Source organism: Caballeronia calidae, from assembly GCF_900044055.2.
In the GTDB taxonomy this organism is placed as follows: Bacteria; Pseudomonadota; Gammaproteobacteria; order Burkholderiales; family Burkholderiaceae; genus Caballeronia; species Caballeronia calidae.
Window position 1 is genome coordinate 20,632 of record NZ_FCOX02000077.1, and the last position, 7,936, is coordinate 28,567.

At 62.1% G+C, this 7,936-nt stretch carries 7 protein-coding genes; 3 read left to right on the top strand and 4 right to left on the bottom strand.

What is annotated here, in order from left to right; genetic code table 11:
- Window positions 1–3: 3 nt before the first annotated feature.
- From AWB78_RS36220 to AWB78_RS36235, 4 genes are all read right to left on the bottom strand, one after another.
- On the bottom strand, window positions 4–1,164 hold the full coding sequence (locus AWB78_RS36220; RefSeq protein ID WP_374729514.1) for an ABC transporter permease: 1,161 nt from the start codon (window positions 1,162–1,164) through the stop codon (window positions 4–6).
- The gene (locus AWB78_RS36225; RefSeq protein ID WP_062611533.1) at window positions 1,161–2,105 is read right to left on the bottom strand and encodes an ABC transporter ATP-binding protein; all 945 of its coding nucleotides are present in this window, start codon (window positions 2,103–2,105) and stop codon (window positions 1,161–1,163) included. The genes AWB78_RS36220 and AWB78_RS36225 overlap by 4 nt, the downstream gene beginning before the upstream one ends.
- A complete protein-coding gene (locus tag AWB78_RS36230; protein WP_062611534.1) occupies window positions 2,102–3,058 on the bottom strand; it encodes an HlyD family secretion protein in 957 nt (318 codons plus the stop codon). Before AWB78_RS36230 ends, AWB78_RS36225 begins: the two co-directional genes overlap by 4 nt.
- A gap of 180 nt (window positions 3,059–3,238) precedes the next feature.
- A complete protein-coding gene (locus AWB78_RS36235; protein ID WP_062611535.1) occupies window positions 3,239–3,934 on the bottom strand; it encodes a phosphatase PAP2 family protein in 696 nt (231 codons plus the stop codon).
- Window positions 3,935–4,116: 182 nt separating this feature from the next.
- Here AWB78_RS36235 and AWB78_RS47875 point away from each other — a divergent pair, with 182 nt between their 5' ends.
- From AWB78_RS47875 to AWB78_RS36250, 3 genes are all read left to right on the top strand, one after another.
- Complete coding sequence (locus AWB78_RS47875; RefSeq protein ID WP_198399422.1) at window positions 4,117–4,287, top strand: hypothetical protein; 171 nt, start codon at window positions 4,117–4,119, stop codon at window positions 4,285–4,287.
- Window positions 4,288–4,498: 211 nt separating this feature from the next.
- A complete protein-coding gene (locus AWB78_RS36245) occupies window positions 4,499–6,922 on the top strand; it encodes a penicillin acylase family protein (RefSeq protein ID WP_096031901.1) in 2,424 nt (807 codons plus the stop codon).
- Window positions 6,923–7,279: 357 nt separating this feature from the next.
- Window positions 7,280–7,642 carry a DUF4148 domain-containing protein gene (locus AWB78_RS36250; RefSeq protein WP_082883549.1) on the top strand — a complete coding sequence of 121 codons (363 nt, stop codon included), beginning with the start codon at window positions 7,280–7,282 and terminating at the stop codon, window positions 7,640–7,642.
- Window positions 7,643–7,936 lie beyond the last annotated feature (294 nt).

Consider the following 7,936-nt stretch of genomic DNA (forward strand, 5'->3'; position numbering starts at 1 on the left):
TCCCTAATCGAGCGTGCGCCGATAGAAGCGCAGCGCAATGCCCATCACGATGACGGTGAACAGCATCATCGGCCAGACCGAAGGCCACAGGTCCGCCCAGCCGTCGCCTTTGAGCAGAATGCCGCGAATCAGGCGGTTGAAGTAGGTGAGCGGCAGCAGATTGCCGATGAACTGCGCCCATGCGGGCATGCCCGCGAACGGAAACATGAAGCCCGACAGAAGGATGTTCGGCAGGAAGTAGAACATGGTCAGCTGCATCGCCTGAAGCTGGTTCTGCGCGAGCGACGAGAGCGTGATGCCCACCGTCAGGTTCGCGGCGATGAAGAGCAGCGCGGCAAGATAGATCGCGAACGGATTGCCGACGAAAGGCACATGAAACACGAAGCGCGTGGCCGCGAGAATGATCGACGCCTGTATGAGGCCGATGAACACGTAAGGCACGATCTTGCCCGTCATCACTTCGACGGGGCGCACGGGCGTCGCGAGCAGGTTTTCCATCGTGCCGCGCTCGCGTTCGCGCGTCATCGCGAGGCCGGTCATCATCACGAGCGTCATCGTGAGAATCACGCCCATCAAGCCCGGCACGACGTTGTATTGCGTGATGCCCTCGGGGTTGTAGAGGTTATGAACCTGCACGTCGAATGCGGCGGGCGTGCCGCTCAGATGCGCGAGCGGACCGGTGATGTCCTTGCTCGCCACGGACTGCACGAGCTTCGACAGCGCCGAGGCCGCCTTGCTGATCGCGACCGGATCGCTGGCGTCCGCCTCGACGAGCAACACGGGCCGCTCGCCGCGCAATATCTGGCGTGAGAAATCGGCCGGAATGTTGAGCACGAAAAGCACGCGGCCCTGGGCGAGCGCGCGGCGGCCGGCTTCGTCGTCGGGCAGCGTTTCGACGATATCGAAGTACGCGGAATGCTCCATCGCCGCGATGAAGCTGCGCGAGAACGGACTCTGATCGCCTACGATGACCGCCGTCGGCAAATGCTTCGGGTCCGTGTTGATCGCATAGCCGAAGAGCGCGAGCTGCACGATCGGCAAGCCGACGATCATGCCGAACGTGATCCGGTCGCGCCGCAATTGCAGGAACTCCTTGATGACGATGCTCCACCAGCGCGTGATGGAGAATCGCGTGAACATCGCGAAGGGGCCGCGCGCTGTCATGGCGCCACCTTGAAATTGTCGGTCGAGCGGCTCATCAGATAGATGAAGACGTCTTCGAGCCCGGTCTCGATGGGCTCGGCGCGCATCCCGCCGTCTTTGGTCGCATCGCGCACGGCTTTCTCGAGCGCGGCATGATCGCTGCCGCTCACGTGCAGCGCCGAGCCGAACACGACCGTCTGATCGACGCCCGGCGTTTTACGCAGGCGTTCGGAGAGCGCGCTCAGACGCTCGCCGTGAATGCTCCATGTGGACAGATTCTGCGACGCGATCACTTCGTTCGCGGTGCCTTGTGCGAGCAGCTTGCCATAGGCGATATACGCGAGCTTGTGGCAGCGCTCGGCTTCGTCCATGTAGTGCGTGCTGACGAGCACGGAGATGCCCTTCGCGGCGAGCCGATGCAGCTCTTCCCAGAAGTCGCGGCGCGCGGTGGGGTCGACACCCGCGGTCGGCTCGTCGAGCAACAGCAGTTTCGGCTCGTGCAACATGCAGGCCGCGAGCGCGAGCCGCTGCTTCCATCCGCCCGACAGCGAACCCGTGAGCTGGTTGGCGCGGCTCTGCAGGCCGAGCGCTTCGAGCGCGCGATCCACCGCCTCGCGGCGATTCGCCATCTGATAGATGCGCGCGACGAAGTCGAGGTTTTCGCGGATCGTCAGGTCCTCCCAGTAGGAGAAGCGCTGCGTCATGTAGCCGACGTTGCGCTTGATCTCCTCGCTTTCGCGCACGAGGTCGTAGCCGAGGCATGTGCCGCTGCCCGAGTCCGGCGTGAGGAGGCCGCACATCAGGCGAATGGAGGTGGTCTTGCCGCTGCCGTTCGGACCGAGAAAGCCGAAGATCTCGCCGCGCGCGACTTGCAACGTGACATCGTTGACGACGTGCTTGTCGCCGAAATGCTTGTTGAGATTGTGTACGTCGATGGCATACGGCGTGTCCTGCGCGTTCATTGCAACCTCACCGCGACGGGTTGGCCGGGATGAAGCTTGGCCGCATCGCTCGCTTGCGGATGCGCCTCGATCATGAACACGAGCTTCGAGCGGTTTTCGTTGCTATAGATGACGGGCGGCGTGTATTCCGCCTGATTGGACACGTAGGTGATGGTCGCGGGCACGTTCTCCGCGCAGCCGTCGCAATGAATGGATACCGCGCGGCCTGGCGCGAGACCGCCCACGACGCTTTCAGGCACGAAGAAGCGGACCTTCACGTTTTGCGGCGGCAGCATCTGCACGACGGGACTGCCCGCCTGCACCCACTCGCCGACGCGATAGAGCGTGTCGTACACGAGTCCGTCGGCGGGCGCGGCGACACGCTTCTGATCGACCTTCCATTGCGCCTGCGCGACGAAGGCCTGCGCGGCGGCCACTTGCGCGCGTTGCGCGGCGATCTGCTGCGGACGTCCCGGCAAGCGCGCGATGTCGACCTGCTCGCTGAGGTCGCGCACTTGGGCGGCTGTGGCGTCGGCATTCGCGCGCGAATCGTCGAGTTGCCCCTTGGGGATGCCGCCGGCGTCGAACTGCGCCTGGTCGCGGCTCAGTTGCAGCGCGGCCTTGCGGGCGTTCGCGCGTGCCTGCGCCAGTTGCGCGCGCACCGAAGCGACTTCCGGCGCGCGCTTGCCTGTCAGAATGTCTTCTAGTTGCGACTGCGCGGACGTCAGTTGACGCTGCGCCTGATCGAGCGCGGCGGTTTCATCGACGGATTCGAGCGTGAACGCGCTCACACCGGTTTTCACGGTTTGCCCGCGCGTGACGGACAACGCCGTGAGCTTGCCCGATTGCGACGAGCCGAGATAGACGAACTCGCCTTCGACATAGCCCTGATAGGTGTCGCGGTCCTGATGCGAGCACGCTGCGAGCGCGGCGGCGAGCAGCAGGCAGATCGGTATGCCGGTGATGCGGCTCATGGCGCGCTCCGTGATATATGTGCGATTTCGCGTCTTGGTTGGTCTACCAAAAATATGTGAGGTGAGGCGTCGATGTCAAGCGCGGCGCGCGCGTATGTCGCACGCGCGCGCATGTCAAGACAAGGATAGGAGAGGACGACGCCGATGCGGCGTCTGCCCGAAGAAAAGCGAAGGGGGCGCTTAGAGCGCCTTCAGGACCGAAACGGCAAGCATGCGCGGCTCATCGAACATGGTCGCGAGTTCGAAGAAGAACAGGAACGCGAGCGTGTAGCCCAGTGCCGGCCAGTGCTGCATGAATCGCAAGAAGAACGGCGCGACGCGGGCGCGCAGCGGCGCGCGAGTGACGAGCAAGACGGTCAGCGCGCCGATCGCGGCACCCCCGATTACATCGGTCGGATAGTGGAGGCCGAGATAGACGCGCGGCAGGCATACGAAGACGATGCACTGCAGGATCGCGAGCACGCCGATCCAGCGCCACACGAGGAAGATCCCGACCGCGATCGCCATCCATAGTGCGGCGTGATCGCTGGGAAAGGAACTCCAAAAGCGTAAGAACTTCCCCGTCTCAGTCACCAGCGCGAAGTTCAGGTGAATATTCGGATCGTAGACCGGACGCAGGCGAAACGGCAGCGCGAACGCGAAAAGCCGGCCGAGCACGAAAGCGGCAAGGCCGGAAAGCAGAATGGCGACCACCATCTCGCGGCGCCATTGCTGCGAATCCCCTTCCTTGAACCAGATCGCCCACAGGACTGCGAGCGGAAGCAACCCTTTGGTCAGGTAAAAATCGGCAATCGTGTGAACCGCGTGAGTAAAAATGACAGACGAGGCGCCGATATGTACCAGCCAAGTCTGAACCGACGTGTCAAAAGCGTTCACGCGCCGCTTCTCCCTTCTTTATGAACATTCGATGAAAAGCGTACGGTAGCGAACGCTCGTTTGTTCGTGCGGCGCCTCGCATAACGGCAAAGACGATAGCGTTTGGCGGCCTGGCGAAAGCGCATCGAAAGGAAAGCGGGCATTACGTGTGCTTCTTCGATCGCGACACGAGGCGAATGCACATGAACGATCTATTGAAAATTGCGCAGGACTGTGGTTTTTCGGTGGTGTTGGAAGGACGGATCGGCACGCTGGAATACAACAGCGTGAGCGGCCCGCTGCAGGCATTGGAAAAATTCGCGGAGGCCATCCGCGACACGGTGTTGCAGGAGCAGCCGCGACAGGACGAGTGAAAAAGGATCCGCGATGCGGCGCGATGAGCTCGCATCGCAGACGCTCCGACGCGCATTGGCGTGGTGCGTGTTATATGCATCGAATTACTTCGTCATCCGAAGTAGATCGAGGCCCGGAGATCGAACTGCCCTTTGCGTGTTCATCGCATTCGAATTACATTGCTATACCCGCGTAGCTCGAATCGACACGTATAAAAACGGAGACGCTCAGATGAAGGGAAAGAAAGGACGACGCCTGCTCGTGCTCATGGTCGGCGCATCGCTGTCGGGACCGCTTGCCGCGCAAGACGCACTCGCCGATGCATCCAGCGTCGAAACGATCGCCGTGGCGGGGCTGTCGCAGCCGTCGGATATTCTGATCGACCGCTGGGGCGTGCCGCACATCTTCGCGGCCAACGACAGCGATGCATTCTTCGTGCAAGGCTTCAATGCCGCGCGTGATCGCATGTTCCAGATCGATCTCTGGCGCAGACGCGGTCTGGGCGAGCTTTCCGAAGTGTTCGGCCCCGCCTATGTGGAGCAGGATAAAGCCACGCGCCTCTTTCTCTATCGCGGCGACATGGCCACCGAATGGCAGCGTTATGGTCCCGATGCGAAGCCCGCGGCGACGCGCTTCGCGGCGGGCGTCAACGCCTATATCGACTGGCTTGCCGCGCATCCGGACCGCATGCCCTATGAATTCCGCAAAATCGGCTATTGGCCGGCGAAGTGGAATGCGGACGACATCGTGCGCATTCGCAGTCATGGTCTCACGAGAAACCTGACGAGCGAGGTGGCGCGTGCGCGCGTGGCATGCAAGAGTTCGCTCGATGCGGATACGGTGCGCTTCGGTCTGCAGCCGCCGTGGAAGGCGCAGATGCCCGCCGGCCTCGATCCCTGTCTTCCCGAGGACGTGCTCAAGGTCTTCACGCTCGCGACGCAAGGCGTGCGCGTGACCAATGAATCGATGAAGAGCGCGGATGCATCGACGACGGTCATCGCCGCCGCCGACAATCCCGAAGAAGTCACCGAAGGCAGCAATAACTGGGTGATCGCGCCGTCGAAGTCGGCCACGGGCCGCGCGATCATGGCGAACGATCCGCATCGTGCGTATGCGGCGCCTAGCCTGCGCTACATTCAGCAGATCAGCACGCCGACGCTCGATATCATCGGCGCGGGCGAGCCTTCCGCGCCGGGTATTTCGATCGGGCATAACGGTTCGATCGCTTACGGTCTCACGATCTTCAATATCGATCAGGAAGATCTCTATGTGTACGAGCTGAATCCGGCGAATCCGCGGCAGTATCGATACAAGGGCAAGTGGGAACCGATGCGCGTCGTGCGCGAGCAGATCGCGGTGCGCAATGGCGCGCCCGTCACCGCCGATCTGCTCTTCACGCGTCACGGTCCCGTCATCTATACGGAAGCGGACAAGCATCGCGCGTTTGCGGTGCGCACCGCGTGGCTGTCGCCGGGCATGTCGCCGTACTTCGATTCGATGCGCTATATGCGCGCGAAGAATTACGCGCAATTCAAGGCCGCGCTCGCGACATGGGGCGCGCCGACTGTCAATCAGGTCTACGCGGACAAAGACGGCAATATCGGCTGGGTGCCGAGCGGGCTCGCGCCGATTCGCCCGAACTGGGATGGTCTCATGCCCGTGCCCGGCGATGGCCGCTATGAGTGGGCGGGTTTCTGGCCACGCGATGCGATGCCGTCGGTCTACAACCCAGCGCAAGGCTACTTCACCACGTCGAACGAAATGAATCTGCCTGCGGGCTATCCGTATGCGGAGCGCAAGCTCGGCTTCGAATGGACCAACGGCTCGCGCCATCAGCGCATCGACGAAGTATTGAAGTCGCTGCCCAAGGTGTCGATCGAGGATTCCGAGCGTCTGCAGAACGATATCGTTTCGATTCCGGCGCGCAGGCTCGTCGCTTTGCTCGCACCGCTTTCGAGCGATGACGAAGACACGCGCGCCGCGCTCGCAATGCTCAAGGGCTGGGACGCGCACATGGGCGCCGATTCACCGCAAGCGGCGCTCGAGGAAGTATGGCTGTCGCGGCATCTCGGCCGTGCGTTCAAGGAAGCAGTGTTGCCGAAGAACGCGGCGTCGTCGTTCGCCGCGCCCGATACGGCGGTGATGCTCGATACGCTCGAACACCCCGACACGCGCTTCGGCGATAACGCGCAAGCCAGACGCGATGCCGTGCTGCTTTCGAGTCTTCACGATGCCTATGGCGAGATGCGGCATCTGCAAGGCCCCGATGCAAGTCAGTGGCAATGGGGCAAGCTGCAGACGAACCTGAACGCGCATCCGCTTGCCGATGTCGTCGATGCGGACATGCGCGCCAGGCTCAACGTCGGGCCGATCGGAAAGGGCGGCAGCGCGTACACGCCGAATCAGTCGACGTACCGCGCGAGCGATTTCCGCGAGACCAACGGGCCGTCGTTCCGTGTGGTCGTCGATGTCGGCAACTGGGACGCCTCGCGCGCGGTGAATCTGCCGGGCGAGTCGGGCGATCCCGATAGCCCGCATTATCGCGATCTCGCCAAGATGTGGCTCGACGGGCAGTACTTTCCGTTGCTGTACTCGCGCCCGGCCGTCGAGGCCGCGACCGAGAAGCGCGTGCATCTCGTGCCCGACGCGCATTGAGCATCGGCATCGCAGCGACATTGTTGCGAGATCGGCAAGGCATCTTCAACGCAAGGGGCGATGATCTTCGCGCCGCCTTGCGCGACAATTCAGACGCGGTGGACGGGTGCTGGCTGGCGCCTTGCCGGACTCCTCATCCGGTTCGTCCTCCGCGCTTCCTTTCTTTTCCCTCCCCCTCTTTGATCTCCCGCTTCGATGTGGGAATAGATCGCCACGTCTCCGGGTTAACCAATCGAAGCCTCTAGCTTGAAACCCGGGTATCGAGTGAGTCGAAGCCGCGCAAGGGCCCTGTGCGTTCGATGAGGTTCGTGGATCGCGTGCGATCCGGTCAACCTTTTCTGTCGGAGTGTGAAGATCATGAACGCCATCGCCAAAGTCGTCGTGTCCCTCGCCGTGGTCGCGGCGCCCACCTTCGTTTTCGCGCAAAGCCAAAACGCGCCGTTGACGCGCGCACAAGTAAAGGCCGAACTCGTCCAGCTCGAACAAGCCGGCTATTCGCCCGCCACGGGTGAGCAGGCGAACTATCCCGCCGACATTCAGGCTGCGGAAGCGAAGGTCGCCGCACAGCAGAACATGAACGAAGGGAATGAAGGTTATGGTGGGACGCATCCCGGGGCCGGCGCCTCGGGTGGCAGCACCATGTCGATGAAGCATGGCGCGATGTCGGATTCGGATTGCGTCGGGCCAGCAGGATTCTGTAAGCCGTTCTTTGGCAGCTGAGCCCTCGGGCGATTGTCGAGCGCGAGGAGATCGGGTCAAGGTTTTTCGCGTTCGAAATCTCAAAGCCTGGATATATGGATTTCGAACGCGCTGGCCGATGCAGAAAAATAATTTGCGAAAGGGACTTGCGGTCGTTTCATCGGGCAGTCATAATCTCGTTCTCTGCTGCTGACAACGCAGCGACGCAAGACGGAAGGGTAGTAAAGCTCTTGCGATGTGCTCTTTAAAAACTAACAGCCGATAAGTGTGGGCGCTTGATGGCGAGTGCGGTTTCAGTCTTTCGGGGCTGAAGCA